Source organism: Peptoniphilus stercorisuis (assembly GCF_017874395.1).
GTDB classification, from domain to species: Bacteria; Bacillota; Clostridia; order Tissierellales; family Peptoniphilaceae; genus Anaerosphaera; species Anaerosphaera stercorisuis.
Genome location: NZ_JAGGLJ010000032.1, coordinates 1 through 1,707, shown reverse-complemented (window position 1 = coordinate 1,707; position 1,707 = coordinate 1). Strand labels below are relative to the sequence as shown.

1 protein-coding gene is annotated in these 1,707 nt (G+C 27.4%); it reads right to left on the bottom strand.

What is annotated here, in order from left to right; genetic code table 11:
* Positions 1 to 106 precede the first annotated feature (106 nt).
* The gene (locus J2Z71_RS08870) at positions 107 to 1,384 is read right to left on the bottom strand and encodes an MATE family efflux transporter (protein ID WP_342590817.1); all 1,278 of its coding nucleotides are present in this window, start codon (positions 1,382 to 1,384) and stop codon (positions 107 to 109) included.
* Positions 1,385 to 1,707: the final 323 nt, after the last annotated feature.

The following is a 1,707-nucleotide window of genomic DNA, read 5'->3' as shown; positions in this document are numbered from 1 at the left end:
ATGTTTTCCCATAAAAAAATAACACCTCCAAAGTTTTCTAAATTAAGTATATTATACTTTTTATTTAGTGTGTACTCTAGAGGTATTATAATCTAACCCAGTTTTTTTATTTCTTATAAACGCTATTAAGTATTCTAGCAAGTAAAAATATTGAAAGAATAAGACAAATTCCCTCAGATAATATTGAAGAATACCATATATATTCATTCCCTAATATATTAGTAGTAAATATAAGAGATAGTATAATCAATACAAAAGATCTTGATATATTAATTAAAATTGAATAGTTTGCTCTTAATAGTGAGGAGGAAAAACCTGCAATAAGAAGATTAAATCCAACAAATAAAAATGATGGAGCAAATTTTCTTAGTGCTATTACAGAATAGTTAATTAAATCAACATCCTTTGGATCAAAGAATAATAAAAATATGTTTTTCCCAAATAAAAACACAATAGACACTGCAACAATACTTACAAGTGCAATGGAAAAAACGGAATATTTAAATAGTTTTTTGTAGGCGTTTGGTTCTTCGCTTCCATAATAATAACTTACAAGAGGCTGAATGCCTTGAGTTATTCCTACAAAACACATACATACTATTTGATTTACATAGGATATAACAGAAAAAGTTGCGATTGAGCTTTTTCCTAAATCCTTAATCAAGAATATATTATAGAAGAAAACAATAACTCCAATGCCGATTTCTGAAATGAAATCTCCAAAACCTAAAGGTATTATTTTCTTAAAAAGACTAAAATCAGGTTTGAAACTAACAAATCTAAGAGTAGCATTTCCAAATACAAAGTGAAGTGTAAAGATTAGAGTAGATAGCACTTGTGAAATACCAGTTGCCCAAGCAGCTCCCTTAACACCCCAATTAAAAACTGCAACAAATAAATAGTCTAATAGAATATTTGCAACAGCGCTTGAAAAAACACCTAGAGTTGCAGTTGCAGGAAAGCCGTCAACTTTAACTAAAACTTCAAAATTATAAGAAATTATAAAAAATGGAGCAAAAATAATTATAATGTGTAAATAATCTACTACTAATGGAAGAAGATCTTCATTAGCTCCTAAAAATCTTGCAATATGCTCAACATTAAAAGCACATATAATAGCAAGTATAATAGCAAAGATAGTAATTACAACAACTGTGAAACTAAAAGTCTCCTTAGCTTCAGATTCGTGTTTTTGTCCAAGTAATACTCCTATAATAGTCTGTGTACCTACTGCAAAGATTATTGCAACAGCAAATAAAGTATTTACAAAAGGCATAGACAAGTTAACAGCAGAAAGGGCTGTTTCCCCAACGAAATTTGCTACAAAAAAACCATCTACCATAGTATATAGTGAAAAGACAAGCATCGCTGCAACAGATGGTATGACAAAATGTAGAAATTTCTTTCTTAACGAATTAATAATAAAACCTCCTTAAATTGTAATAACATATATTATAGTAGGAATATATTTGAAAATCTATACAAAAGGCTAAAATAAGATACTTAAGTAAGAATATAAAGTAATATAAAAATAAAATTTTAAAATTTAAAGAATTCTATTGACATTATATTCAAAAGTAGATATACTATAAAAGTTCCTGAAAAAAGGAATATTGTTAAAACTTAATAAAAACATCTTAAAAAAGTTCTTGACAACAAGTCTTAAAAGATGTATACTAAATAAGTTGTCTTAAGTAAAACTTGAGT